A 26,837-nucleotide genomic window follows, 5' to 3' on the forward strand; every position below is an offset into this window, starting at 1 on the left:
CATCTGGATAGGACCACCCCATCACCCAGTCCCATCAATGGCGCGACAACGAGAACCTTGACGGAACATCGCCGCCACCCCTAATGGAAGGCGCCGGCCAAGCCCTCAACCGACGCCGTCCCAGTCGAATGTCTTGATCGCATGCCTTGATCGTACCTCTTGATGGCCCTGCGCCGGCCGAACTGGATCGACCATCATGACCGCCCCGCAACGGACCTTCACACCGGCTCCCCAGCCTTTGCAGCCCCAGCGGCCTTCGCCGCAGGGCGATGCACCGCCCCCGCCCCGTCCGCGGCGGCGGTTCGGCAGGCTGTTGCTGGTCCTGCTGGTCCTGATTGCGGCCGGCGGCGGGGTTGCCCTGTGGCGTGCCCGCAGCCCGGCGGCACCGCCCCCCGCTGCGGCCATTCCGGCGGCGGAACGGCCGGTGGAACTGACGGCGCTGGAAGTCACGGCGGTCGTACCGCGCGCACTGACGGAAACCGTGCGCCTCAGCGGCTCCGTTTCCCCGATGGAGCAGTCGGCGGTGAAGGCGGAAGTGGCTGCGAGGTTGGCCGAGGTGCTGGTGCGCGAGGGGCAGGCTGTGCGCCGCGGCGACGTGCTGGCCCGCTTCGACACGGTCGAACTGACGGCCCGCCTGAACGAGAAGCAGGCCAATCTGGAAGGCGCCCGCGCCCAGATGGTGCTGGCCGAAAAGACATTGGCCAAGAATCGCACGCTGAACCGCAGCAACATCGTTTCCGACACCAGCCTGGATCAGGCCGAAAGCAGCTTCGGCTTCCAGCGCGCGCAGGTCGATGCGCTGGCCGCCCAGGTGGAACTGGCGCGCAAGGCCCTGCGCGACGCCGTGGTCGTCAGCCCCATCGACGGCATGGTCGCCACCCGCTCGGTCAATCCGGGGGAGAATCTGGCGGTGAACGCCGCCATGTTCACCATCGTCGACCTGTCGCGGGTGGAGGTCGAGGCGACCGTCCCGGCGGAGCAGGTGGCGCGGCTCGCCGTCGGCCAGACCGCGACACTGCGGGTGGAAGGATTCGGCGAGCGGGAGTTCGCCGGCCGCCTCGCCCGCATCAATCCGATGGCGCGGGCGGGATCGCGCGCCATTCCCGTCTATGTGACGATCGACAACAAGGACGGCGCGCTGCGCGGCGGCATGTTCGCCAGCGGCGAGGTTCTGGTGGCGCAGGCATCGGGCGCCATCGCCGTGCCGCCGTTCGCCGTCCGCCATGACGAGCGGGGCGACTTCGTTCTGATCATCGCCGATGGCCGCACCGAACGCCGGCCGGTCACGCGGGTGGCGTCGTGGGCGCGGGGCGATCTGGTGCAGGTGGAAGGGCTGGCGCCGGGCGACCGCGTCGTCACCGGCAACCTGCCCGGCCTGACCGCCGGCCGCCCCGTCACGGTTGCCGGCGCCTGATCCGGAGCAACCGCCATGCCGATCACCCGCATCAGCGTCGACAACCCGGTCTTCGCCACCATGATGATGGTGGCGCTGATGGTGCTCGGCCTCTTCTCCTACAACCGGCTGGGCGTCGACCTGTTTCCCGACGTCGATTTCCCGGTGGTGGTGGTCAGCACCAGCTATCCCGGCGCCAGCCCGGAGACGGTGGAGACCGACATCACCCGACCGGTCGAGGATGCGATCAACACCATTGCCGGCATCAAGACGCTGACCTCGCGCTCCTATGAAGGCCAGTCGGTGGTGATCGCCGAGTTCGACCTGAAGACCTCCTCGGTCCAGGCGTTGCAGGACGTGCGCGAGAAGGTCTCGGCCATCCGCGCGACCTTCCGCGACGAGGTGAAGGACCCGCAGATCACCCGCTTCAACCCGGATGACCAGCCGATCCTGTCCATCGCGGTCACCTCCGACCTGCGCAGTCTGCGCGACCTCACCACGCTCACCGACCAGATCATCCTGAAGCGGCTGCAGAATGTCCGCGGCGTCGGCAAGGCGACCATCGCCGGCGGGGTGAAGCGCCAGATCCTGGTCCGCCTGAAGCGGGAAAAGCTGGAGGCGCTGAACGTCGGCGTCGACGAGGTGATCGCCACCGTCACCGGCGAGAACCAGGACGTGCCCGCCGGCACCGTCACCGGCCAGGGGCGGGAACGCGTGGTCCAGGTCGAGGGGCGCGTCCGCAACCCGCGCGATCTGCTGGACCTGATCGTCGCCCGCCGCGGCAACAGCCCGGTGCGGCTGGGTCAGGTCGCCGAGGTGATCGACGGGCAGGAGGAGCAGGACTCCGCAGCCTTGCTGAACGGCAACCCGGCGCTGGCCGTCGACGTGGTGAAGGTCCAGGGCGCCAACACGGTGGAGGTTGCGCGCGGCCTGCATGCGGCGATCGAGGATCTTCGCACCAACGGCTCCCTGCCGCCGGACGTGACGCTGGCGGTGGTGCGCGACAGCTCCCGCGGCATCACCAACTCGCTCAGCAACGTGCAGAAGACGCTGGTCGAGGGCGGTATCCTGACCATCCTGATCGTCATGGTCTTCCTCGGGTCCTGGCGCAGCACGGTCATCACCGCCCTGACCCTGCCGGTCGCCGTGCTCGGCACCTTCGGCATGCTGGCGGCGATGGGCTTCACGCTGAACATGATGACGCTGATGGCGCTGTCGCTCGCCATCGGCATCCTGATCGACGACGCCATCGTCGTGCGCGAGAACATCATGCGCCACCTCGCCCGCGGCCAGGGCCACCGGCAGGCGGCACTCGACGGCACGGCGGAGATCGGGCTGGCGGTTCTGGCGACGACGCTGACCATCGTCGCGGTGTTCCTGCCGGTCGCCTTCATGGGCGGCATCATCGGCCGCTTCTTCCTGCAATTCGGCATCACCGTCTCGGCGGCGGTGCTGATCTCTCTGTTCGTGTCCTTCACGCTCGATCCCATGCTGTCCAGCCTCTGGTACGACCCGGCAGCGCACGGCAAACACGGCCGCTCCATCTTCGGTCGCTTTGCCGCCGCGTTCGAGCGGGGGTTCGAGTCCGTCTCCCACGGCTATGGCCGGCTGCTGCGCTGGGGCCTGCGGCGGCGCTGGCTGGTGGCGGTCGCGGCGCTGGCGATCTTCTTCGGCAGCTTTCTGCTGGTCCCGCATATCGGCGTCGAGTTCGTGCCCGCCGCCGACCTGGGCGAGCAGATCGTCGAGGTGGAAACCCCCGTCGGCTCGTCGCTGGCCGCGACCACCGCCAAGACCAAACAGGTCGAGGCCGCGATCCGCGAGTTCCCGGAAATCGCCTATACTTACAGCACCGTGAACACCGGCGTGTCGATCGGCCACAACCGCGGCAGCATCTATCTGCGCTACGTCCCCATCGACCAGCGCAAGCGCTCACCGAACGACCTTGCGCCGCTGCTGCGCCAACGGCTGTCGGCGATCCCCGGCGTGACCATGGGCATCGCCATCCCCGGCGTCGGCGGCGTGCAGAAGCAGATCCAGGTGTCGGTGCAGGGCCGCGACATCGCCGAGTTGGACCGGCTGTCGCAGAAGGTCGTCGGCGCCATGCGCGCCATCCCCGGCTTCGTCGATGTCGACAGCACGCTGAAGGCGGCCAAGCCGACGCTGGCCGTCCGGCTGGAGCGCGAACTTGCCAGCGATCTCGGCATAAGCACCACCAAGGTCGCCGACACACTGCGCCCGCTGTTCGCCGGCGACACGGTGTCGAGTTGGAAGGCGCCGGACGGCGAGAGCTACGACGTGTTGGTCCGCCTGCCGGAGGCCGCCCGCGCCGGCCGCGCCGATCTGGACCGCATCTATCTGTCGGGCGGTAAGGACGCCAACGGCACACCGCGCATGATCCCGCTGTCCCAGGTGGCGGATGTGACGACCACGCTCGGCGCCTCGCAGATCAACCGGCGCGACCTGCAGCGCGAGGTGAATGTCCAGGCCAACGTCCAGGGCCGCGCCGCCGGTGACGCCGGGCGCGAGTTGCAGGCGGCCCTCGCCAAGATCGAGCTGCCGCCCGGCTACCGCATCGTCTTCGGCGGCTCGACCAAGGACATCGCGGAGACCAGCGGTTACGCGGCGCAGGCGCTGGCGCTTGCCGTCATCCTGATCTACCTGATCCTGGCCTCTCAGTTCGGCAGCTTCCTGCAGCCGCTCGCCATCATGGCCTCGCTGCCGCTGTCGCTGGTCGGCGTGTTCCTGGGGCTGCTGGTGGCGGGATCGACGCTGAACATCTTCAGCGCCATCGGCTTCATCATGCTGATGGGTCTGGTGACCAAGAACGCCATTCTGCTGGTCGATTTCGCCAACCAGGCGCGCAAGCGCGGCGCCGGCCTGCACGACGCGCTGGTGGAGGCCGGGATCATCCGCCTGCGCCCCATCGTGATGACCACCGCGGCGATGATCTTCGGAATGATCCCGCTAGCGCTCGGCATCGGCGAGGGCGCGCAGCAGCGGGCACCGATGGCCCATGCGGTGATCGGCGGCCTCCTGTCCTCCACCATCCTGACGCTGCTGGTGGTGCCGGTGGCGCTGACTTATCTGGACGGGCTGTCGCGCCGGATGAAGCGCTGGTTCGCCCACACCGATCCGGACGCCCAACAGCAATTGACGGGGCAGCAACCGACGGGGCAGCACCCTGCGGAGTGAGCGTCAGGCAGTGAGCGTCAGGCAGTGAGCTTCAGGCAGTGAGCTTCAGGCCAGGGCCGGCGAGCGGGCGGTGCCTTCCACGCCGACGCGGCCAAGATTCTCCTCCACCCAGCGCCCGGCCGCCTCGCGCCCCGCGTCGCGCAGCCAGTTGAGGAAGCTCCAGTCGGTCATCAGCTTCGAATAGAGCCCCAAATCCTGCAAATGCTCGTCGGCGCCGATCAGGTGCAGGCGCGGAGCGTCGCGAAGGGCGGACAGGCAGCGCATCTCCTGCAGCAGGGCGGCGTTGAAGGTGATCTGGTTCAGCCGGGCGGCGATGCCGGCCGGGTCCTCCGGCGTGGTGGCGCAGGTGAAGGGGTTGATCGCCACCACCATCAGGTCGGCACCGGGAAAGGCCTCCGCCAGCGGCGACAGCGGGGGATTGGCGAGATAGCCGCCGTCCCAATAATCCTCCCCATCGATCCGCACCGCGCGGAACAGGTGCGGAAGGCAGGCGGAGGCCAGCAGATGATCGACCTGAAGCTCCGTCTCGTCGAACAGCCGCAGGGCGCCGCTGCGCACATTGGTGGCGCTGACGAACAGCCGCAGCCCGCTCCGCCGAATCAGTTCCGGATCCACCATTTCCGCCAGCAATCCGCGCAGCGGGTGGAAATCGGCCGCCTGCGTCTGATAGGGGGTGACCCAGCGCTTCGCCCAATCCAGCAGATGGGTCCCCGGCGCATGATCGACGTTCCAGCGGCCGAGCAGCCGGTCGGTCAGGCTTGGCCTGATCGGCCCAAGCCGGCCGGCGGCGCTCACCCGCTCCCAGAAATTCGCCAGTTCGGCCCGAGCCCCGTCGCGCCCGCCCCTTGCCCAGCCCTGCACGAGCATCGTCGCGTTCATCGCCCCGGCGCTGGCGCCACTGACGCCGACCAGCCGGATATCCTCCTCCAGCAGCCGGTCGATCACGCCCCAGGTGAAGGCGCCGTGCGCGCCACCGCCCTGCAACGCCAGCGCCAGCATCGGCTTGGGCCGCGGCAGGGCCAGCATCGGCCCCGGCCCAGACAGTTCCAACGGTTCCGCAGGCAGAACGCGCGGCACCAGCTTCGCCCTGCCGCGCATGCGGTTCCACAGCCTTCGGATCATGGTCATGTCCGGCGGCTCCTCATTTTTTATGCTGCATCGCAACATGAGGGGAAGCTTCAGCATCGGCAAGGGGGTATGCCATTGGAAAGCGCCCCCGACATGCACTAAGTAGGCGCACACCCCCGACGCCGAGTTGCCCGCTTGCCCACCATCATCCCGATCACCGACCCCGAGGATCCGCGCATCGAGCCCTATCGCGACGTGCGGGAGCGCGACCTCGTCGGCCGTGACGGGCTGTTCATCGCGGAGGGTGCGGTGGTGGTGCGCAGCCTCGTGCAGTCCACCCGCTACCGCGCCCGCTCGCTGCTGATCGCCGACAAGCGGGTGACGGCGCTGGAGCCGATGCTGGCCGCGCTGCCCGCGGACACCCCCATCTACACCGCCACACAAGGGGTGCTCGACCGCATCGCCGGCTTTCCCCTGCATCGCGGCATCCTTGCCGTCGGCGAGAAGACTGCCGTGCCGAGCGCGGCGGACCTGCTCGATGCCTGCGGCCCGGTCGCCCGAATCGTCATGCTGTTCGGCATCGGCAACCACGACAACATGGGCGGCATCTTCCGCAACGCCGCCGCCTTCGGCGCCGATGCGGTGATCCTCGATCCGGGTTGCTGCGATCCGCTCTACCGCAAGGCAATCCGCGTATCCGTCGGCGCGACCCTGCTGGTGCCGACGGCCAAGCTCGCTCCGGGCGAGGACCCGCTCGCCCTGCTTGACCGGTTCGGGTTCGAGGCGGTGGCGCTCAGCCCCGCCGGTGCCGAGACGCTGGACGCCCTGGCCCCGCCCCGCCGCGCGGCGTTGCTGTTCGGGTCGGAGGGGCCGGGCCTGCCGCCTGCCCTGCTGGCGCGTGCCCGCAGCGTGCGCATCCCTATGGCCGGCGGTTTCGATTCGCTCAACGTGGCGACCACCAGCGGCATCGTGCTGCACCACATCGCCTCCGGACAAGCCACATGACAGACGACGCTCACACACCCGCCGACCCGCATCTGGTCCACGACCTCGCCGTCGCCCATCCGGAGGTGACGACGCTGGGGGCCGCCGGCGTGCTGCGGATGCCTGACGCCGAGGCGCGCGGTCTGGTGCCGCTCGGCCTGCCGTTGCCCAAGGGCAAGCGCGACCTGCTGGTCCCGGCGGAGCGGCGCGAGGCCATCCTGATGGAAATCACCGGCCGCATCGACCGCGCCCGCCGCCGCGATGCGTTGCTGGCCCAGGGTCGCCGCGCGCTGGCCGGAACCCACACCGCGTTGCTGTCCTGCGAGGACCGTACCCGCGTCCGCGCCGTCCGCATCGACGACCTGCCCTGGCCCGGCATGGCTCCGGCCATCCGCCTGCAGGTATCGCGGACCTTCGATGCGCTGGACCTGTCAGACCTTTCCGACGGCGAACTGTCGGCCCGGCTCGACCATGACCCGGCCCTGCGCACCGCCCTGGACGAGGCGCTGTCCCGCGTCGCCGCCCGCTTGCGCGATCTGGCGGAGCGGGCCGGCGACGACCCCGACTGGGGCTTTGCCAGCCTCACCGAGCGGCTGGGCAAGGCCGCCCGCAACCGGACGGACTCCGACGAGTTGCTCGACCGCTGGGACCGCGAATACGACCAGTGGCGGCGTGACCGGGCGGAGGCGCGCGGCCGGACCTACGTCGACCGTCATTTCGACTTCTCCCGCTTCGAACGGCTGTTTCCCGTGGCGCGCGGCATGAACCGCAAGCTGGTGCTGGTGATCGGCCCGACCAACTCCGGCAAGACACACCGCGCCATTTCGGCACTTCGCGAGGCGCGCGACGGCGTCTATCTGGCGCCCTTGCGCCTGCTGGCACTGGAAGTGATGGAGCGGCTGAACGCCGAAGGCACACCAACCACCCTCATCACCGGCGAGGAGGAGATCCGCACCCCCGGCGCCCGCCACACCGCCTCCACCATCGAGGTGATGGACCCCGACCGCCCGGTGGAGGTCGCGGTGATCGACGAAATCCAGATGCTGGCCGACCCCGCGCGCGGATGGGCCTGGACTGCCGCCTTGATGGGCGTTCCGGCCGAGACCGTCTATATTCTCGGCGCGCCGGAGGTCCGCCCGCTGGTGGAGCGTGCCGCCGCCCATCTCGGCGAGGCGCTGGAGGTGGTGGAACTCGACCGCAAGACCCCGCTGTCGATGCTCGACCGCCGGCTCGACTGGACGGAGGTGGAGCGCGGCGACGCCCTGATCGCCTTCTCCCGCCGTGAGGTCCACAGCGTCCGCGACACTCTGCTGGCGCAAGGGCTGTCGGTCGCCGCAATCTATGGCGCGCTGGCCCCGGCGGTGCGGCGGCGTGAGGCGGCGCGCTTCCTGGCCGGCCAGGCAGACGTGGTGGTGGCGACCGACGCCATCGGCATGGGGCTGAACCTACCCTGCCGCCGCGTGTTGTTCACCGCGCTGGAGAAGTTCGACGGCAGCAGCGTCCGCCCGCTGACCGCGACGGAGGTGAAGCAGATCGCCGGCCGCGCCGGCCGCTTCGGCCAGTTCGAAGAAGGGCATTTCGGCGTCATCGCCCGCGGCACCCCCGCCGCGTTGAAGCGCCTGCTGGAGGCGCCCGACCGCCGCCTGCGCGCCGACGCGCCCCTGCCCGTGCGCCCGACCCGCGCCATGCTGGCCCGCCTCGCCAGCCACATAGACAGCGACGAGACGCGGCTGCTGGTGGAGTGCTTCGGCACCGCCGCCACCGCCGGCTCCCCTTTCCGGTTGGCCGACCTGTCGGCGCTCCGCCGCGCCGCGCCGATGCTGGACGCGCGGCGGCTGGCGCTCGCCGCCAAGCTCGACCTGCTGCTCGCCCCCGCCGATCTGGAGGAGCCGGAGGACGCCAAGGTCTTCGCCGCCATCCTGGACGCGGTGGAGGCCGGTGAGGTCCTGCCGCTTGCCCGACTGATCCCGGCGCGGTTCGATGGGCTGGCCGCCGATGTGCTGGAAGCGGCGTCTCGCGCCTGCGACCTCTATTTCTGGGCCGCGCGCAAGTTCCCGGATGCGCTGCCCGACCGGGAGCGTGTGCGCAGCGCCCGTGACGCCATCGGCCAGCGCCTGTCGGAAGCGCTGGCGTCCCGCGCCCGCCGCCGCGAGCCACCGCCCGCCGCCGGTTTCCGCGGCGCTCCGCGCAAGCGTTTCGGCCCCCGTCGACGATAAAAGCCGGCGCTGAGCATCCCGAATGGTTCCCGCCGAAATTCGCCCGCATGGCACTGCTGCACTGCGAACGAAGTGACCATCATGCTGTTCTGAACTGGACCTGCCTTGGCAGAGCGCCCATTTCCATAGGTAACGCCTATCTCGATGTTAGAAAGCATCGATTGGACGCTATCGAAATATCCTGCCAAGTTGCATCGGCAGCCAATCCTCTGGCCGCCATCGGACCGTTCAGGAGCAACCGGCGTGAAGACCGCATCCCCCACCACCGCCGATTCCGTCCGCACTGCTGCCCCGGCAGGCGGGCGACGCTTCTGGACGATGCTCGGCCCCGGCTTCGTGGTGGCGGTCGGGTATATGGACCCCGGAAACTGGGCGACGGACATCGCGGCGGGCTCCAGCTTCGGCTTCGCGCTGCTGTCGGCGGTGCTGATCGCCAGTCTCGCCGGCATCTTCCTGCAAGGGCTGATCGTCCGGCTGACGCTGGCGACCGGCACCGATCTGGCACGGCTGATTCGCCTGCGTTTCCCGCGCCCGGTGGCGATGCTGGTGTGGGCGGTGTCGGAACTGGCGATGATCGCCACCGATCTGGCTGAACTGCTGGGCAGCGCCATTGCATTGAAGCTGCTGTTCGGCATCCCGATCATGGCCGGCGTGGTGATCTCCGCCGTGCTGACCTTCGGCATCCTGGCCCTGCCCGGCGCCCGAGGCCGCGCCCCTGAACTGGTCGTCGGCGCGCTGATGAGCGTGGTGGTGGTCTGCTTCGCCTGGGAACTGGTGATCGCCCGCCCCGACCCCGCCGCCCTGCTGGCCGGCCTGATGCCCAGCGTCGACATGGCCCGCGATCCGCAGATGCTGTACCTGTCGCTGGGCATCGTCGGTGCCACCGTCATGCCGCACAACCTGTTCCTGCACTCCGGTCTGGTGCGCTCGCGCTTGGCCGAGGTGAAGACGGAGGAGGAGCGCCGGCAGGCCGCGCGCTGGCTGACCATCGACCTGTCGAGTGCACTGGCCCTGGCCGGTCTGGTCAACGGCGCCATCCTGGCGGTGGCAGCAGTGGCCTTCCAGGGGGCCGGAGCCGGCAGCGCCCCCGGCATCGAGGATGCGCACGCCCTGCTGGGCAGCAGCATCGGCGGCGCCGCCGCGCTGGTCTTCGCCATCGCCCTGCTGGCTGCCGGGCAAAGCTCCACCACCACCGGCACGATGGCCGGGCAGATGGTGACGGAAGGCTTTCTGAACCTGCGGCTGCGCCCGATCACCCGCGCGCTGATCACCCGTGGCGCCTCGCTCATCCCGGCGCTGGCGGTTCTGGGCAGTGCCGGTGACGGCGCGGTGGACGGGTTGCTGGTGCTGAGTCAGGTGGTGCTGGCGCTGACCCTGCCCTTCATCCTGATCCCGATGCTGTTGCTGTTGCGCAACGACAAGCTGATGGGCGGGCTGGCGATGGCGCCGCTGACCCTAAGGCTGGCCGGCCTGACGGTGCTGGTGCTGACCGGCCTGTCCGGCTGGCTGGCCGGCACCTCTGCAATGGTGTGAGCGGAAAGGCAACTCGACCCGGAGCGGGGAATGGTCCATCTTGCGGCCCGTTCCCCGTCTTCCCTTTCACTTTCCCTGACCGGTGCCTAATGGATCCCGCTCTCGAACAACGCCTCGCCGATCTGGAAAGCCGCCTCGCCCATCACGAGCGCATGGCGGAGGAGATGTCCGAGGTCATCTTCGCCCAGGGCCAGACCATCGATCGCCTGACCGCCCAATTGAAGCGCATGCGCGACCGGGTGGAGGCGGCGGAATACGCCATCGCCTCCCCGCAGGACGACCGGCCGCCGCCGCATTATTGAGTCGGGGTGGCTCCTTGGCGGCGTTTGACCCACTCACATTCTTCCCTCTCCCCGCCTGAGGAGAGGGGGAATCCGCGGATCAATCCTCGGCGTAGGGGTTCTTGCCCTTGCGCAGCAGCAGGCGCACCGGCACGCCGGGCATGTCGAAGCTGTCGCGCAGGTGGGTGGTCAGATAGCGCTGATAGCTTTCCGGCAAATCCAGCGGCTTGTTGACGAACAGAGCGAAGGTCGGCGGACGGGTCTTCACCTGGGTGACGTAGCGGATCTTGACCCGGCGGCCCTCGACCAGGGGCGGCGGGTGATGCTCCAGAACGCCTTCGATCCAGCGGTTCAGCTGCGCCGTCGGGATGCGGCGGTTCCAGACGGTGTAGGTCTCCAGCACGCCGTCCAGCAGCGTGTCCAGCTTGTGGCCCTTCAGCGCCGAGATGGTGACGACCTTCACGCCCTTGATGTAGCCGAGCGAGGCCTGCAGCTTGTCCTCGACCTGACGCAGCGCCATGGCGCGGTCGTCGACCGTGTCCCACTTGTTGACGGCGATCACCAGGGCGCGGCCTTCCGAGATCACCAGACGGGCGATGGTCAGATCCTGCTTGTCGAGGATGGCGGCGGCATCGACCACCAGCACCACGACATTGGCCATACGGATGACGCGCAGGCTGTCGGCGACCGCCAGCTTCTCCACCTTCTCGTCGACGCGGGCGCGGCGGCGCATGCCGGCGGTGTCGACCAGCTTGAAGCGGCGGTCGCGCCATTCCCAATCGACCGTGATCGCGTCGCGGGTCATGCCGGCCTCGGGGCCGGTCAGCACGCGCTCCTCGCCCAGCAGGCTGTTCAGAAGGGTCGATTTGCCGACGTTCGGACGGCCGACAATGGCGATCTGGATCGGCTTGCTGCGATCCTCCTCCGGTTCCGGCTGGTCGCCGACCGGAATGGAGGGATCGAAGCCGTCGTCCTTCTCCTCGGCCTTGGAGTCATCCTCCGGCGGGGCATAGGGCAGCAGCGCCTCGACCAGATCGGCCATGCCCTCGCCATGCTCGGCGGACAGCGGAATCGGATCGCCGAGGCCCAGCTCGTAGGATTCGAACATGCCGGGCTGGCTGGCCTTGCCTTCGGTCTTGTTGGCGACCAACAGGACCGGGGTCTTGCTCCGGCGCAGCAGTTTGGCGAAATGGCGGTCCAGCGGGGTGATGCCGGCACGGGCGTCGATGATGAACAGCGCCACGTCGGCGCGCTCAAGCGCCTGCTCGGTCTGGCGGCGCATGCGCGCCTCCAGGCTGTCGTCGGTCACGTCCTCCAGGCCGGCGGTATCGACCACCGTGAAGGACAGGCCGCCGACATGGGCCGGGGCCGAGCGCCAGTCACGGGTGACGCCCGGCGTATCGTCCACCAGGGCCAGTTTCTTGCCGGCCAGACGGTTGAAGAGAGTCGATTTGCCGACATTCGGCCGACCGACGAGGACCACGGTGAACGACATGGGGCCAAAGGCCTTTCACAACAGACGGAGGAAATCCGCGATCAGCGGAACGCGACCAGCGTTCCGTTGTCGCACAGCACATAAAGAGTGTTGTTGGCAACGACCGGCGGCAAGTAGGAACCGGTGGGAAGCGAACGGGTAACCTCCACCCGGCCGTCCGACGGCGACAGGCCGAGCAGCTGGCCGTTGGAACCGGTGACCCACAGGCGGCTGCCCGCCATCACCGGGCCGGACCAGACGATCGGACCGGACTTGTCCTCCGGATCCTTGAAGCGGGCGAGCGGCGCCACCCAGCGGACCTTGCCGGTCTGGCGCGCCACCGCGACGACCTCCTGGTCGTTGGTGACGACGAACAGGTAATCGCCGGCGACCCACGGCGTCTGGACGCCGCCGATCTCGGTTTCCCAGATGCGGACGCCGATGCGCTCGTCGATGGCGACCATGCGGCCGGAATGGCCGATGGCATAGACATAACCGCGGTCGACCACCGGCAGGCCGCGGATGTCGGCCAGATTGCTCAGCTGGCCGGTGCGGCGGATGGCGGCGAGGCTGTCCTGCCAGGAAACGCGGCCGTTTTCCGGACGCAGGCCGAACAGCTCGCCCGAGGAATAGGGGGAGACGACCAGTGTGCCGGTCGCGGCGGGGCTGGCGGCGCCGAGCAGGCCGGCGGTCTCCAGGATGCCCTGCTGCGACCACTGCACCGAACCGTCGTCGGTGGAGAGCGCGATGGTCTGGTTGTCGAGCGTGATGACCAGAACCCGGCCGCCGGCAACCGTCGGCGCACCGCGGACCGGGCCGGCGATGCGCTTGCGCCACAGGATCTTGCCGGTGGATGCCTCGAGCGACAGCACCTCGGCGAAGCCGGTGGCGGCATAGACGCGGCCGTCGGCATAGGCGACGCCGCCGCCGGTGGCCCCGCCCCGCTCGTTCTCCGGCCGGGTGTCGACCCGCCACAGCGACTGGCCGCTGCGCTCGTTCAGCGCGGCGACGTGCGAGTCGGCGTCCATCGCGAAGATGCGGCCGTCGGCGATCACCGGCGTGCCGAGCAGGGCGCGCGAGCTGCTGGAGCCCGAACCGATGTCGGCGCGCCAGGCGTCGGACGGGTTGGCCGACAGGGCGAGGTTGCCCAGCACATGGTCCGGCGTGCCGCCGGGCTGCGCCCAGGCCGCGTTGGCGACCGGCGGCGGCACGGTGACGGCGACGGCGGCGAGCTGGGCGTCCGGCTCCACCTTGCGCTCGCGCTGGAGGACGGCGACGCGCTTGCCCGGCAGGGGCGGATCGGGCGTCTTGCCGAACCAGCCGTCGATGGTGTCGCAGCCGGCGAGGAAGACGGACAGCAGCGATGCGGACAGCAGCGCCGCGCGGCGGATGGAGCCGGCCTTGGTCTTGTTGGTCTTCATGGCCCTGGATCAGCCCTTGCCGTAGAGGGAGGCGAGATCGGCGGCACGGCCACGCACGCCCGACGGCGCTTGCTGGTCATCCGCCAGTTGCTTGTAGAGCGTGCGCGCCTTCTCGGTATCCCCGGCGCGGGCAGCCAGCATCGCCGTCAGCTCGCGCGCGGTGAAGCGCCAGGGGCTGCTGTCGACGGTCAGCGGCTGCAGCTTCGCCGTCAGCTGCGCCGGGTCGCCCTTCTCCGCACGCTGCGTCACCGCCAGCAGGGTGGCGAGGTCGCGGTATTCTGCGGGCACGGAACCATTGGCGGCGATGCCGTCATAGACGGTCGCGGCCTCGTCCGGCTTGCTCTGGCGGATCAGCAGCGCCGCGGCGTTGAACTGCGCGATGGCGGCGAGGTCGGGCTTGGCCGAGCCGGCGAAGGCAGACAGCGCCTCGATCCCCTTTTCCGGGCCCTGCGCGCTCTGCGAGATGGCGGTGACCAGGGCGGCGGTCTGCTCCTGCTTCTGCTGCGCCTGCCAATGGCGCCAGTAGCTGTAGCCGCCGGTTCCGGCGACGACCAGGACGGCCGCGGCGATCATGGCGCCGCCGTATTTCTTGAAGATGTGCTCCGCGCGGTCCCGGCGCAGATCCTCGTCGACTTCGCGGAAAATATCGCTCATGGCGCTGCGGTGGCGTCCCTGCGGTGGCGGCGTCGCGCACGGCCCGGATGGCGGCGCGGGTCAGGCGGAACCGGTCCGGCCGGTGAAGCGGACGGATGATTCCACAAGATCAAGAGGGGCGGATAGCATCGGGCAACCCGCCGGGTCAAGAGGCTCACTGCCGCGGACAGGTGTCCGGCCGTTGCCGCCAAAAGAAAACGAGCCGCGGAGGCGATTCCCCACGGCCCAGTTCCGCGACCCGTACGTGCCCCGGATCGGTCGATGCTCTGACTATGAGGCGGGCTGTTACGCCGACATCTCCCTCGTCGGCTTACGCCGACATCTCCCTCGTCGGCTTACGCCGACATGGCGGCGGCGGCGATGACGGCCTGGGTGCGGTTCTTGACGCCCAGCGACTTGAAGATGGCGGTGACGTGGATCTTCACGGTGCCTTCCGACAGGCCCAGCTCATAGGCGATCTGCTTGTTCGACTTGCCGAGGCGCAGGCATTCCAGCACTTCGCGCTGGCGCTGGGTCAGGCCGTAGCCGGCGCTGCGGTCGGACATGTCCACCGTGCGGCGGCGCGGCGCGGCCTCCATGCTGGCGGTGAGCGCGCCCGGCGGCAGGTAGATGCCGCCCGAGAACACCAGGTTCAGGGCGCCCATCATCACCTTCACGCTGCTCGACTTCGGGATGTAGCCGGTCGCGCCATGGTCGAGCGCGCCGCGGATGTCGCCCAGAGCCTCCGACGCGGAGATCACCACCACCGGGACGCCCGGCTGCAGCGCCTGGATCTCGCGCAGGCCGTCGAAGCCCGGCCAGTTCGGCATATGCAGGTCCATCAGGATGATGTCGAAGGTCGTGCCGGCCCGGCACTGGTCCAGCACCTCGTCGAAGGTCCCGGCCTCGACGAAGCCGGCCTCGCCCTGCAGTTGCTCAAGCAGACGCCGCAGGCCTTCGCGAAACAGCAGATGGTCGTCCCCGATCAGAATCTTCATGGTCCCCGTCATCCTCGCTCGCCGGCCCTTGCCGGTGCCGTCCGCTTGCGGACGACCGCCCGTCAGGGCTGTTGTCTGTTGTCCGGCACGCCCCCGCGGCACCCGGATCACCACATTCGCGCCGAATACATGGCTTGGTGGTCGATTGGTCTGTACGCCCTCTGCGGACATCGGCCGGAAGACCGTCTGCCGTTGTGGGCTTGTTCTTCGCTGTGTTGGGTATCTGATACCACGATCGGTCGGGACCCTGTATCCCGACAAGGGCCATAGGTCATTCGAAGCCGACATGACCCTTCGAGGCACCTTTGGTCATGGCACGACCAAGAGTTGCCTCCGCCGAAGGTCATAGTTTTTTCTGCGCTTGCGAATAGAGTTATCGCGCGAGCCCATCGGATTCACTTGGCTCGATCGGGATCATTCAAAAAGAGACCTGCTGTCTCCATTAGTGACGGGAATTTTTGTGGAACCTTGCCATCTTTGCGGCGTTCGTGTGGCAAGGATTTGGTTAATCCCGATTCGGCCGCGCAGAAGAGTAAGGGAAACCGTCGACCAAACCGAAAGGATAGCCCTGATGGATGCCTGTACCAACGCGCATTCCCCTGTGACCCGCTCAGCACACATCATTCCATAGGTGTTACCGTTTCGAAACCTGAGGCGACCAACAAGGAGACGAAAAGCGATCTTGGCTGATCATCCATCGCCTGATTTACGCGGAGCACCGTTCATTTCTAAATCACGCGGTGCGAACAGGACTTCCCCGATCCCGACGAAGGGGGAGTTTCCGGTCCACACGGAAATACTTCGATGCCCACAATAATTTTCCGGATGACGTGAGTTTTATGATGACGTGCCTGGGCCAACCGGCCGGTTCCTCTTCAACCCTTAGACGCAGGCGGCAATGCCCTGAGCCGGGCCGGCCGTGGATGCCTCCTCCAGACAGAGCTGACCCATGCACACACACCATGAGTACGCCCATGAGAAAGCATCTCACCAGACCCGCAACGCGGTGACTCCCATGCATGTCTGCCTGATCCTCGACAACAACGCGCTGACCGAGAACGTGGTGCAGCAACTGGACCGTGGCGGTCGCCACCGGGTCACGGTTCTGCACGACATCGGGGAGCTGACCCAGAGCGCGCTGACGCCGGATGCGATCCTGATCGGGCTGCAGCAGTTCACGGCGCTGCGCGAGAACGAACCGATGGTCTATCTGCGGCTGTCCCGCCGCTCGCGGATCGTCGTCGTCCTGTCGTCGCGTGAGCTGCTGGACGCCGCCCATATCCTGGCCTTCGCCGACGCGTGGGTGTTCGAGGATCTGAACGTCGACCGCATCAACGAGTTGCTGGACCTGGGGCTGGAAGGCCATTGCCTGATGCCCAAGCAGTTCCTGTCACGCCTCGGCGTCGACGAGATCCGGCTCACGCTGCTGCCGCGCCTGTCGGATCCGGAGTTCGAGACTCTGCGCCTGCTGGGCGAGGGCATGAACAACCGGACCATCGCCAACGCACTGGACCTGTCCGAGGCGGTCATCAAATCGATGGTGCGCAGCGTGCTGTCCAAGCTGCATTTCCGCAACCGGACGGAAGCCGGCGTCTTCGCCGCCCGGCAGCAGGGCGCCCTCGAACAGGCGCGGACCGGCATGACCCCGCCGCACGTCCACGCCGCCGCCGTCCGCCGGGCCGGAGTCTGATGGTCCGGCATCGCCGCCAAGCCAGTACTGACCCGGCGAACCGGGATCAGCCAGCCAGGCGGCGCCCGGCCATCGCCTCTTCGAAGCGGTCGAAGCGAGCGTCGAATGCCTGACGGTCGACCTCGGCCAACCGGAACCGGATACGCACCACCCCCTCCTCCCGGTTGAAGGCGTCGAAGGGCAGCGCCACGCCCAGGCTGTCGAACAGCAGGATGCCGCGGGCGCCGACGGCGTCGGCCTCGCCCAGCGCCGCGCCGTGGCGCGAGATGTCCAGCAGGCGCACCGTCAGGCGGCCCTCCGCCCCGCCGTCCACGACGCAGGGTGCCTCGACGCGATAGCGCGGCACGCTGCGGCGGTCGACGTCGTCGGTCGCCGTACGCACGGCGCGGACCAGCACATGCATCAGCTCGTCGATGCTGTGGGTCACTTCCGACGCCCCGGCGCGCAGCATGTCGGCGCGTTCCTCCGTCACCTTGGCCTCGCGCGACACCTCGTCGATGCGGGTCGAGACGTCGGTGGCCGCGCCGGCGGTCTGGCCGACATTGCGCGAAATCTCCTGAGTCGCCGACGCCTGCTGTTCCACCGCGGCGGCGACCGTCCCCGAAATGGCATCGATCTCGCCGATGGTGCGGCTGATGTCGCGCACCTCCTCGACGCTGCGGGCGGTGACCGCCTGGATTTCCGCGATCAGGCGCGAGATCTCCTCGGTCGAGCGCGAGGTCTGGTTGGCGAGGTTCTTCACCTCGCCGGCGACGACGGCGAATCCCTTGCCCGCCTCCCCGGCCCGCGCCGCTTCGATGGTAGCGTTCAGGGCAAGCAGGTTGGTCTGGGCGGCGATGCCCTGGATCAGTTCCGCCACATCGCCGATGCGGCTGACCGCCGAGGACAGCGATTCGATGGTGGTTTCGGTCCGGTTGCTGGCGGCGACGGCGGCGCGGGTGACCCCGGCGGCATGGCCGACCTGATTGCCGATCTCCTCGATGGAGGCCGAGAGCTGCTCGGCGGCGGAGGCCACCGCCTGGGCATTGCTGAGCGCCTGGGCCGCGGCGGCGGCGACGTTCTGGGCGTTGGACCCGACCAGACCGGCCGATGTCGCCATGGCGCCGGCATTGCGGTCCATCTCCTGCGTGCGGGCGGCGACCCGCTCGACGGCGCTGCGGCTTTCCTGCTCCACCGTATCGGCCATCGACTGCAGCGCCTTGCGCTTCTGCGCCTCGCCCTGGATGCGCTGATGCTCCTGCTCGGCGCGCAGGCGTTCCGCCTCGGCCATGCCGTCGCGGAAGACGAGGACGGAGCGCGACATCGCACCGATCTCGTCCAGCCGGTTGGCGCCGGCGACACTGGCGGAAAGATCGCCGGAGGAGAGCGCGGTCATCACATGGCTGAGCTGGCCAAGCGGACGGAGCAGCCAACGCGACACCAGATAACCCGGCACCGCCAGGACCAGGGCGCAGATCACCACCAGCATGGTGGCGAAGCGCATGCTGTCGTCGAAGGTCTTGAACACCTCCGCCTTCTTGATGCCGACATAGAGGATGCCGACCGGCTTGCCGGCCGCGTCCTTGATCGGGTCGTAGGCGGCGTAATAGGGCTCGCCCAGGATATCGACCATGCCGCGGAAAGGAACGCCCTGGCGCAGCACCGACTCATAGGCCGGCCCCTGCGCCAGCGTGGTGCCGACGGCGCGGCTGCCGTCGGGCTTGGTGACGTTGGTGGCGATTCGGCGGTCGCCCAGGAACAGCGTGGCGGTGCCCCCGGTGATGCGCTTGATCTTGTCGACCACGAGATTGTTGTCGTTCATCACGACACCGTCCAGCAGCAGCTTGCCGTCTGCGACGGTGAAATTGCCGCCGCGCTCCTGCAGCGACGACCATGCGATGTCCATGCTGAGCCGCTGCATGTCGATCGCCTGCCGCTCCAGATCGCGGACGATCACCTGACCGATCGCGAACAGGATGGCGGTGCTGAGGACCAGCATGCCGAAGAGGTTCAACACCGTGACTTTCGTGGAGATCGAAAGCCGGCCGACAAAGGCGCGCAGGGCGTCCATGAGTGCCATCCACCAGGAAACATATTGCAGATGCGAAGTCGCAGTCGCGCCGCACTATGCCATCCCGGTTTAGACTGCATTCATTTAAAATACATACGACTCCTGCGGCAACTTGTCGCCTTACGATATCTGCATGAATTCAACCTCGGAGCGACTTTTTCGGAGGTAGGGCGTGATCGAATCTTTCATGCCGCCTTGCAATGCCGACCGAAATCAGAACAGCCGCGCCCCGTCCGGCACCGCATGATCTGGGCCGACCAGCACCACCGCGCCCTCGGCATCGGGCAGGCCCAGGCACAGCACCTCGCTGGTGAAGGGGCCGATCCGCTTGGGAGGGAAATTCACCACCGCCAGCACCTGACGGCCGACCAGCGCGTCGGCGGCGTAATGGCTGGTGATCTGGGCGGAACTGCGTTTGGTGCCGATCTCGCCGCCGAAGTCGATGGTCAGCTTGTAGGCCGGCTTGCGCGCCTCCGGAAAGGCATCGACGGCGCGGATGGTGCCGACACGGATGTCGACCTTGGCGAAGTCGTCGTAGGAGATGGTCATGACGGGTCCGATGCGGTTCTTGCAGTCGGCGCCAGGGTAGCGCGGCGGGACCGGCATCGGAACCGGTAAGGCGGGTCAGGTCCATCCGGCGCAAACGAAAAAGGGGCCGCCGATGGCGACCCCTCTTCGCTGATTACCGGCGGAGGATCAGGCCTTCGCCTTGGCGATGGCGGCCTTGACCTCGTCCAGGCTGTCCGACACGCGCTTGGTCAGGATCTCGGCGGCCTCGGTGTTCGACTTGGCGATCATCTCGCTCAGCTCGCGGATGTTGGCCAGCGACTTCTCGAAGGCGGCCTTGACCAGATCGGCCTGCTTGGCGGCCTTCTCTTCCGGGGTGCCGGCGGCCGACAGCTCGCCGACGGCGCGGTTCACGTCCTCGGCGACGGTGCGCAGCACCTCGGCCTGACGACGGACGATCGCCTGGAAGCCTTCGAAGGCCAGCTGGTTGGCAGCGGTCACCGCCTCGATGTTGCGGCGCTGGCTGGCGATGATGGACTCGACGTCCACACCCGGCACCTTCAGGTCGCCCATCATCTTGGACGGATCGAATTCGAGGAAGGGGTTACCGCTGATCTTGGCCATGTTTCTCATCCCGGTATCGGTGTTTGCTGCCCGCATCGGAATACGGACATGTTGCGTCGCAACATTACAGAGGCCGACTATGCAGAGTGCCGAAAAGTTAGTCAATCCGGTTTTTTTGCGCCGCAGCATAACCTTGGCGGGAGAAAGCCGACGCCGCGGATCGCCCGCACGTCGCTAAATGCCTGACGACATGGACTCTGTTCCCGATGGCCGTCCCGGTGGACCGCGCCGGTTGGTCCAGCGGCAGAAGGTCGCGCCCCAGCGCTCCGCCCCGCGCAACGCATTGTCGAGCGCCGCCATCGTGCGCGAGAGGTCGGCGGTATCGTCGTTCAGGAACACCCGCATCACCCGCGCATGGACGGTGCCGAGGCCGGCGACCAGCGCCGCGCCGCCGCGCTGGTCCGGATCGATCCCGGCGGCGCGCAGCATCCAGGCCATGGAACGGCCGAAGGCGCAGGAGAAAGCCAGCGCGGTCGCGGGATCGGCCGGCAGGTCGCGCACCACCGACCGCAGCCCGTCGCGGAAGGGGCGCAGCGCGTCGAAGCGGCGCATCATCACGTCGAACAGCCGGTCGCGCGCCGATTCGGTCGGATCGGCGGCGATGTCGCCGGCGAGAACGGTTTCATCGGCGACCCGCGACACCGCCGCCAGGAGATCGGCACGCCCGCGATAGCGGTGATGGAAACGCGACAGCGGGATGCCGGCGGTGTGCGCGACCTCCAGCAGGCTGACGCGGCGCCAGCCCTTCTCGGCCGCCAGCCCCATCGCCGCCGATGCCACGGCTCGGTCGAGGGCATCGGGATCCGTTGGACCGGAACGGAAGCTGTTGTCTTCAGGCTTGTCGGACGACATGTCGGACATGGCACCACCTCCAGGCGACAGGGATCGCCTGATAAAATGGTGTGCGGACGGGCGAACGTCACCCGTCCACCCCTTCAGTTATGCCTTGCGGACGGTTTCCACCCGGCCGCCGGTCATGCTGACCAGATCGGCGGGGGTCAGGCGGAAGACGGCGTTGGGCGTGCCGGCGGCGGCCCAGATGGTCTCCAGCCGCAACAGGTCGTCGTCGATCAGCACCAGTGGCGGGACGGCATGGCCGATGGGCGGAACGCCGCCGATGGCGAAGCCGGTCGACTCGCGGACGAACTCCGGGTCGGCCCGCTCGATCTTCTCGCCGATCAGACGGCCGACCGCCTTCTCGTCCACCCGGTTGGCGCCGCTGGCGACGACCAGGACCGGACTGCCGGTCTCCTTGGTGCGGAAGATCAGCGACTTGGCGATCTGCGCCACCTCGCAGCCGACGGAGTTCGCGGCGTCTTCCGAGGTGCGGGTGCTGCCCTCATGCTCGACCACATGATGGCCGAGGCCGATGCCGTCCAGCAGGGCCTGGATGCGGGCGGCGGAGGGGCTGAGGGTGGTCATGGCGACGTTTCCCCCCTCAACCAGCCAGCTCGCGCGACCGCCGGGTGGCGGCGGCGATGGCGGCGTTCATCACCGGCTGCACGCCGTCCTCGGCCATCAGCACCTCAAGCGCGGCCTGGGTGGTGCCGTTGGGGCTGGTCACCGCCTTGCGCAGGTCGGCGGCCTCCTGCTGGGGCGAAGCGTCGAGCAGGGCGCCGGCGCCGGATACGGTCGCGCGGGCCAGACGCATCGCCAGATCGGCGGGCAGACCGGCGGCCTCGCCGGCCTTGGCCATCGCCTCGACCAGGAAGAAGACATAGGCCGGGCCGCTGCCCGACACGGCGGTGACGGGGTCGAGAAGCCCTTCGTCCTCGACCCAGGCGACGTCGCCGACGGCCCGCAGCAGGCGGTCGGACAGATCGCGCTGGGCGGCGCTGACGCGGGCATTCGGCACGGCGACGGTCATGCCGCGACCGATGGCGGCCGGCGTGTTGGGCATGGAGCGGACGACGACCGCCCCCTCCCCCAGCAGCCGCTCGAAGTAGGCGATGGTCTTGCCGGCGGCGATCGACAGAAAGACGGTGCCGGGACGGACCAGGGCGCGATAGGACGGCAGCGCGTCCTCCATCACCTGCGGCTTCACCGCCAGCACGATCACGTCGGGAACGAAGCCGTCCGGCAGCGCGTCGGCACCGGATGCCAGGGTGACACGCGAATCGCCCGCCACCGATTGCGGCAGACCGGCGCGGTCGACCACCACGACGCGAGACGCGGTCCCGGCGGCGAGCCAGCCGTCCAGCATCGCCCCGCCCATCTTCCCGCAACCGACCAGCAGCAGCGACGCACCCGATTCCGCCGTCATGACCGTGACCTTCCCCTTCGCTTCAGGTTTTTTGGCTTACGCTTCGCCCATGGTGTCGAGAATGGCGGCGGACACCGCCTCCGAGGCCGACTTGCCGCCCCAGATCACGAACTGGAAGGCGGGGTAGAAGCGCTCGCACTCCGACAGGGCGATCTCCACCAGATCCTCCAGCTGTTCCACCGCGGCGCCACGCGAGCCGCGCAGCAGCATGGTCTGGCGGAACATCGGCGTGTGCTCTTCCGAGCAGACGTCGAAGTGGCCGAGCCACATGCGGCCGTTGACCTCGGCCAGCAGTTCGGCGACGGCGGTGCGGCGGGCGGCCTGGACCTTCATGTCGAACTGGCAGGAGAACTGCATCGCGCTGACGTCCGGCTGCCAGACGAAATAAAGCCGGTAATCGCACCAGCGCCCGCCGATCTCGACGACCAACTCGTCCTCGGTCGCGCGGTCGAAAGGCCATTCGTTGGCGGTGACGATCTCCTCGACCACGTCGAGCGGATTGTGGGCGGAAGTGGTGGTCTCTACGGCGACTGCCGACATGTGCGCGTCCTCCTGTGAAGGCGCTATGGGCGGTACCGTTCACCCGGACCACAGCGACGCGCCGGCGTTGGCGCGCGGGTCCGGGGCAATACCCCGAAGATGACGAAATGGCGGGCTTGGCCAAGGCCGGGCGTGATGCTGCCGCGGACCATCCCCGCCGCAGGACGCGACGCGGGATGACGGCGCGTGTCGACGGGAGGAAGCGTCCGGCGGGTTCGGCGGCGCCGCCGATCAGGGTGCCGGGGCGGCCGTGGTGTCGGGCTTGTCCTCGCCTGCAGCGGCGGGCTTGGCCGCGGCGGGAGTGGATCCGGCCGCGACCGGCTGCGGTGCCTGCGCGGCGCTCAGCGATGCGACGGTGGCCTCCAGCGCGGCAAGCCGCTCGGCCATCGCCTCCTGCTCCTCGCGGGCCTTGGCGGCCATGGCGCGGACAGCCTCGTATTCCTCGCGGCTGACGACGTCCATCCGTGACAGAACCCGTTCGAGCTGGGCCCGCAGTTGGCCTTCTGCCTCTTCGCGCAAGGACGAGAAGGCGCCAAGCGCGCCACCTGCCACACGGGCGAGGTCGTCCAAAATCCTGTTGTCCACCTGCATCGCTCTGACTTCCGGTTACCGTTCGTTCATTATGGACGCCGCACGCCGCGACTTCAACGCCCTTGGAACGCCCATTGCCCTGGGGGCAGGACGTCATCCGGGCCAGCCCTTATTTGGCGGGCGCGGCTGCGTTGAAGTGGTCACGCAGGGCCTTGAGGTCCAGCGTCTGGGTCGGCGCGGCCCAGGGACCTGCCATGCGCAGCGTCAGCGGCGGCAGATCGCCGTCCGCCTTTACCGCCAGGGTCAGGCCGAGATCCACCCGCTCGTCGGGAATGGAGACGGTGCCGGTCAGCGTGCCGTCGGCCGGCGCGGTGGTCAGGCGGGCGTCCTCGGTGCGGATAACCCCGTCGGCGATGGCGAAGCGGGCATCCAGACGGTCCAGCTTGGTCTCGCCGCCCTGCAGCGCGCCGGCGACGGCGCCCAGCACCTCCTGCGTGCGCTCCGCCCCGGCGAGGCGGCTGCGCAATGCGGCGAGGTCGACGCCGCGCAGCACGCCGCCCGACGCCACCGCCCGGCCCCGGCCGGTCAGGCTGCGCAGCAGCGCATCGCCGCGGCCGCTGCCCGACAGCGTCACGTCGAGATCGACGGTGCCGCCGCTGAGGCCGAGCCCGGCGAAGCCGGACAGCGCGCCGCCCATGTCGGCCTTGATGACGGTGAGGTCGGCATCGAGCTTCGGCGCCTGCCCCGGCGCGGCGGCGAGCCGGCCGCTGAGACCGATCTGACCGCCCTGCCATTCGCCGTCCAGCTGCTCCAGGGTCGCGACGCCGTTGTCCAGGGTGGCACGCAGCGCCGGCTGGACGATGCGCTGCCCCGCCACCGTCAACGAGGTGGAGGTCAGGCCGAGCCGCCCGTCCAGCGACTGCATCCAACGGAGGTCCGACAGCGGGTCGGCCGGCGGCAGGTCGGCAGTGGGATCGGCCGCGGAAGTCGCAGTGCGACCGGTGCCCTCGCCGACCAGCGGCGCGTTGCGCAGCCGGTCGAGGTCGAGGTCGCCGGTCTGGATGTCGGCCTGGAAGGCGGTGCGCTCCGACTTGCGGTCGAGGGTCAGCTTGCCGCGCACAGGGATGCCGGCGACCAGCCCCTGCAGGTTCTTCAGGACGGGAGATGCCCCAGTCCCCGACAACTCGCCATAGAGGTCCAGCGGGCCGTAGGCGCGGGCCAGTCCGCTGTCGGTGAACAGGGCGGCGATGCGCCCCATCTCCGGGTGGGTGACGCGCAGCTTCAGGTCGGCTTCGGGCTTGCGGTCGAGGCCGAGCAGGGCGCCGCCGGCCTCCACCGTACCGCCGAGCATGCCGGCCGACGCCTCCACCGCCAGCCGCTCGCCGTCGCCGGCAAGCCGGGCCTTGACGCTGACCGCCCCCAGACGTTCCGGCACCGGCAGGCCGGACGGCCAGGAGACGGCGCTGGGCAGGCCGCTCAGCGACTTGGCATCCGCAGCCAGGGCGATGTTGACGCCGCGCAGCGGGATCAGGCTGGCGACTTGCCCGTCGATCCGCGCCTGCAGACCGGCGAGGTCGTCCACCTTGGCCTCGCGCACCGTCAGCGCGCCGGAGGCGACCGTGGCGTCGAGGTGGAGCCCCTGGACCGGCAGGCCGCCGACCGTCAGCTGGCCGACCCGCAGATCGAGGTTGGCGTCGGCAAGGCCGAGCAACCGCTGCGGGGTCTGGCCGCCGTCGGAGGCGGCGGCGCGCGGAGCCGGCTGGGTTTGGGGTTGGGATGCAGGCTGCGTGGGAGCGGGATCGGCCGGCAGGTAGCCGTCCAGGTTGAGTCGGTCCAGCTCCAGCCGCGCGCCGAAGGCCGGCCGGCCGCGGTCGACATAGGCGACGGCACCGCTGAGCCGGCTGCTGTCGAAGCGGAAATCCAGTCCCGACAGCTCGAAGCGGTCGGCGTGGCCCTGCAGCCGCGCCGACAGCGAGGCGCGGCGCAGCCGGTCGGCGGGGACGCCGCGCGGATCCAGCTTCGCCCATTCCAGCAGGGCGCGCAGGTTATCCGCATTCGCCTCCATCCGCAGGTCGAGCGTCGGCTGCCCGCCCGGCGTGGTCACTTCGCCCGCCGCGACGAAGTCGGAGCCGCCGGGCAGCAGCGCGCTGACCCGGTCGATGTTGAGCCGCCCGGCGGACAGGCTGGCCTCGATCCGGCCCTGGCGCACCACGCCGCGGTTGTAGCCTATGGCGTCGACGGCGACGTCCAGCTTCGCCTCCACACCGGTCGGCAGCGCGAAGGACGGCAGCGGCGCCTTATCGCCCGCGGCTCCGGCGGTGGGTGCGGGCGTACCCCGGCCGCTGCCATTGCTCGCGGCGGCGCCGTTGCGCCTGCCTTGGGCCAGCCAGGCATCGAGGTCCAGCCGATTGACGGCAAGGGTAAGTTCGGTGCGCGGAGTCTCGCGCTTGGCCGGATCGCCGGCGCGCAGCGTGGCGTTGCCGGTGGCCCGCGTGTCGCCCAGTTGGGCTTCCAGGCCGGAGAAGGTGGCGAGGCTGGTCCCCGCCTCCACCGTCGCGCGCAGGCTGAAGGACTGGCCCAGCGCCGCGGGAGCCCAGCCGGAGGCGGGGGCGTCCACCAGCTTGGCGAAGTCGCTGCCCTCGGCCCGCAGGTCGCCCTGCACCTTGGACCCGCCGCCAGTATTACTCCCGCCGGTGCCGCCGGTCAGGATGCCGGCGAAGCGCAGGGTCGCGTCGGTGTGCGGCATCGACAGGGTGGCGCGCACCGGCACCGCCGCGCCTTCGGTGAAGCGGCCGGCGGTCGCCTCGCCATGCAGGGACAGGCCGCGCAGGCGGAAGTCGCCCTGAAGCTGGAAGGGGCCGTTCAGACTGCCGGCGGCGATGCGGGCGTTCAGCTTCTCGACCGTCTCCGTTCGGCCGTTGCGGTCGTCGCGGTAGATGATGGTGCCGTTTTCGATCATCACCTGATCGAAGCTGACGGCGGAGACCAACCCCTCGGCGGCACCCAGGCCGTCACCGGCGCGGGCCCCGGCGGTGGACAGGTCCCAGTTGATGCGGCCGTCCTTCAACACCTCCACCACGAAGGTGGGCTCGACCAGCGCGATGCTCTCCACCTGGATGCGGCCGCCCAGCAGGGGGCCGAGCGCCACCCGGGCGTCCAGCTTCTTCAGGCGCACCATGTCGGTTTCGGCGGCGCCGGCGGCATTGGCGAGCCGGGCGTCGCGAACGGTCAGAGCCGGCGACGGCAGCAGCGTGAAGCCGACGTCGCCATGCAACTCCACCTGCCGGCCGGTCGCCTGCGACACACGCTCGGCGATGGCGCCCTTGTAGGCGTTCCAATCGATGAGGCTAGGCGCCGCCAACAGCAGACCGGCCAGAACCGCCAGTCCGGCCAGTGCAGCGATCAGGATCTTCTTCACCGGGTTTCCGCCTTCCCTGCG

21 protein-coding genes are annotated in these 26,837 nt (G+C 69.1%); 7 read left to right on the top strand and 14 right to left on the bottom strand.

The genetic code is table 11. The features are described 5' to 3' along the window. The first annotated feature begins 196 nt into the window (after window positions 1-196). Both PWS46_RS07560 and PWS46_RS07565 read left to right on the top strand, forming a co-directional pair. Window positions 197-1,414, top strand: coding sequence for an efflux RND transporter periplasmic adaptor subunit (locus PWS46_RS07560; protein WP_434613245.1), 1,218 nt, complete (start codon window positions 197-199; stop codon window positions 1,412-1,414). A 15-nt stretch (window positions 1,415-1,429) separates the two neighbouring features. Next, window positions 1,430-4,585, top strand: coding sequence for an efflux RND transporter permease subunit (locus PWS46_RS07565; protein ID WP_434613248.1), 3,156 nt, complete (start codon window positions 1,430-1,432; stop codon window positions 4,583-4,585). 45 nt (window positions 4,586-4,630) lie between these two features. On the opposite strand, the gene PWS46_RS07570 is transcribed toward PWS46_RS07565, so the two are convergent. After that, window positions 4,631-5,713: a patatin-like phospholipase family protein gene (locus PWS46_RS07570; protein WP_434613251.1), complete on the bottom strand. Its 1,083-nt coding sequence runs from the start codon at window positions 5,711-5,713 to the stop codon at window positions 4,631-4,633. Between the two features lie 135 nt (window positions 5,714-5,848). Here PWS46_RS07570 and PWS46_RS07575 point away from each other — a divergent pair, with 135 nt between their 5' ends. The 4 genes from PWS46_RS07575 to PWS46_RS07590 all read left to right on the top strand — a co-directional run bounded on the left by PWS46_RS07575 (window position 5,849) and on the right by PWS46_RS07590 (window position 10,688). Continuing rightward, window positions 5,849-6,658 (top strand): TrmH family RNA methyltransferase, encoded by an 810-nt coding sequence (locus PWS46_RS07575; protein ID WP_434613254.1) that lies wholly within the window; start codon window positions 5,849-5,851, stop codon window positions 6,656-6,658. Next, complete coding sequence (locus tag PWS46_RS07580; RefSeq protein WP_434613257.1) at window positions 6,655-8,853, top strand: helicase-related protein; 2,199 nt, start codon at window positions 6,655-6,657, stop codon at window positions 8,851-8,853. The genes PWS46_RS07575 and PWS46_RS07580 overlap by 4 nt, the downstream gene beginning before the upstream one ends. Window positions 8,854-9,096: 243 nt before the next feature. Continuing rightward, complete coding sequence (locus PWS46_RS07585) at window positions 9,097-10,386, top strand: Nramp family divalent metal transporter (RefSeq protein ID WP_434613260.1); 1,290 nt, start codon at window positions 9,097-9,099, stop codon at window positions 10,384-10,386. An 89-nt stretch (window positions 10,387-10,475) separates the two neighbouring features. Then, entirely contained in the window at window positions 10,476-10,688 is a 213-nt protein-coding gene (locus PWS46_RS07590; RefSeq protein ID WP_085089623.1) for a SlyX family protein, read from the top strand. A gap of 79 nt (window positions 10,689-10,767) precedes the next feature. Here the strand turns inward: PWS46_RS07590 and der are convergent, their stop codons facing one another. The 4 genes from der to PWS46_RS07610 all read right to left on the bottom strand — a co-directional run bounded on the left by der (window position 10,768) and on the right by PWS46_RS07610 (window position 15,193). Continuing rightward, entirely contained in the window at window positions 10,768-12,162 is a 1,395-nt protein-coding gene (der, locus tag PWS46_RS07595) for a ribosome biogenesis GTPase Der (RefSeq protein WP_434613264.1), read from the bottom strand. A 41-nt stretch (window positions 12,163-12,203) separates the two neighbouring features. Then, complete coding sequence (locus PWS46_RS07600) at window positions 12,204-13,562, bottom strand: PQQ-binding-like beta-propeller repeat protein (protein ID WP_434613267.1); 1,359 nt, start codon at window positions 13,560-13,562, stop codon at window positions 12,204-12,206. Between the two features lie 9 nt (window positions 13,563-13,571). Further along, window positions 13,572-14,216 carry a tetratricopeptide repeat protein gene (locus PWS46_RS07605; RefSeq protein ID WP_434613270.1) on the bottom strand — a complete coding sequence of 215 codons (645 nt, stop codon included), beginning with the start codon at window positions 14,214-14,216 and terminating at the stop codon, window positions 13,572-13,574. A 335-nt stretch (window positions 14,217-14,551) separates the two neighbouring features. After that, window positions 14,552-15,193, bottom strand: coding sequence for a response regulator transcription factor (locus tag PWS46_RS07610; RefSeq protein WP_434613273.1), 642 nt, complete (start codon window positions 15,191-15,193; stop codon window positions 14,552-14,554). 949 nt (window positions 15,194-16,142) lie between these two features. On the opposite strand from PWS46_RS07610, the gene PWS46_RS07615 reads away from it, so the two are divergent. After that, window positions 16,143-16,883, top strand: a complete 741-nt coding sequence (locus PWS46_RS07615; RefSeq protein ID WP_434613276.1) for a response regulator transcription factor — start codon at window positions 16,143-16,145, stop codon at window positions 16,881-16,883. Window positions 16,884-16,929: 46 nt separating this feature from the next. On the opposite strand, the gene PWS46_RS07620 is transcribed toward PWS46_RS07615, so the two are convergent. The 9 genes from PWS46_RS07620 to PWS46_RS07660 all read right to left on the bottom strand — a co-directional run bounded on the left by PWS46_RS07620 (window position 16,930) and on the right by PWS46_RS07660 (window position 26,816). Further along, window positions 16,930-18,933 (bottom strand): methyl-accepting chemotaxis protein, encoded by a 2,004-nt coding sequence (locus tag PWS46_RS07620; RefSeq protein ID WP_434613279.1) that lies wholly within the window; start codon window positions 18,931-18,933, stop codon window positions 16,930-16,932. A gap of 213 nt (window positions 18,934-19,146) precedes the next feature. Next, on the bottom strand, window positions 19,147-19,482 hold the full coding sequence (locus tag PWS46_RS07625) for a tRNA-binding protein (RefSeq protein ID WP_434613282.1): 336 nt from the start codon (window positions 19,480-19,482) through the stop codon (window positions 19,147-19,149). A 147-nt stretch (window positions 19,483-19,629) separates the two neighbouring features. Further along, window positions 19,630-20,064 carry a phasin family protein gene (locus tag PWS46_RS07630; RefSeq protein WP_434613285.1) on the bottom strand — a complete coding sequence of 145 codons (435 nt, stop codon included), beginning with the start codon at window positions 20,062-20,064 and terminating at the stop codon, window positions 19,630-19,632. A 174-nt stretch (window positions 20,065-20,238) separates the two neighbouring features. Then, window positions 20,239-20,925, bottom strand: a complete 687-nt coding sequence (locus PWS46_RS07635) for a TetR family transcriptional regulator (RefSeq protein WP_434613288.1) — start codon at window positions 20,923-20,925, stop codon at window positions 20,239-20,241. A gap of 78 nt (window positions 20,926-21,003) precedes the next feature. Continuing rightward, entirely contained in the window at window positions 21,004-21,486 is a 483-nt protein-coding gene (locus PWS46_RS07640) for a YbaK/EbsC family protein (RefSeq protein WP_434613291.1), read from the bottom strand. 16 nt (window positions 21,487-21,502) lie between these two features. Next, window positions 21,503-22,327: a pyrroline-5-carboxylate reductase gene (gene proC / locus PWS46_RS07645; protein ID WP_434613294.1), complete on the bottom strand. Its 825-nt coding sequence runs from the start codon at window positions 22,325-22,327 to the stop codon at window positions 21,503-21,505. Between the two features lie 36 nt (window positions 22,328-22,363). After that, complete coding sequence (locus tag PWS46_RS07650; protein ID WP_085089634.1) at window positions 22,364-22,867, bottom strand: YbjN domain-containing protein; 504 nt, start codon at window positions 22,865-22,867, stop codon at window positions 22,364-22,366. A 231-nt stretch (window positions 22,868-23,098) separates the two neighbouring features. Then, window positions 23,099-23,458, bottom strand: a complete 360-nt coding sequence (locus tag PWS46_RS07655) for an accessory factor UbiK family protein (RefSeq protein WP_434613297.1) — start codon at window positions 23,456-23,458, stop codon at window positions 23,099-23,101. Between the two features lie 109 nt (window positions 23,459-23,567). Beyond that, window positions 23,568-26,816 carry an AsmA family protein gene (locus PWS46_RS07660; protein WP_434613300.1) on the bottom strand — a complete coding sequence of 1,083 codons (3,249 nt, stop codon included), beginning with the start codon at window positions 26,814-26,816 and terminating at the stop codon, window positions 23,568-23,570. Window positions 26,817-26,837: the final 21 nt, after the last annotated feature.

This window comes from Azospirillum sp. B2RO_4 (genome assembly GCF_051124815.1).
In the GTDB taxonomy this organism is placed as follows: domain Bacteria; phylum Pseudomonadota; class Alphaproteobacteria; order Azospirillales; family Azospirillaceae; genus Azospirillum.